Here is a 223-nt window from a genome sequence, read left to right as displayed (position 1 = left end):
TGGCAACTGGTTTTCTTGAGTGGGATCTGTCAAATCATCTATTTGATTGGGTTAGGCGCGGCCTATAAACAAGCTGATATCGGTGTGATTTACCCAATGGCACGGGCACTGCCCGTGTTGATGGTGGGTTTAGGCACGGTGTTGATAGGCTATGAGCTGTCACCTAATCAATGGTTTGGCTTCACCTTGATTACCTTGGGTTGTTTGTTTGTACCACTTAAGA

1 pseudogene is annotated in these 223 nt (G+C 46.2%); it reads left to right on the top strand.

Features of this window, described 5'->3' with window-relative positions:
* Window positions 1–223, top strand: a pseudogene (locus AB4486_RS23080) (multidrug transporter); the annotation flags it as partial.

It is taken from the genome of Vibrio sp. 10N.222.55.C6 (genome assembly GCF_041473395.1).
In the GTDB taxonomy this organism is placed as follows: domain Bacteria; phylum Pseudomonadota; class Gammaproteobacteria; order Enterobacterales; family Vibrionaceae; genus Vibrio; species Vibrio crassostreae_C.
The sequence above is the reverse complement of the archived record's forward strand: the minus strand, read 5'-3'. Positions and strand labels throughout refer to the sequence as shown.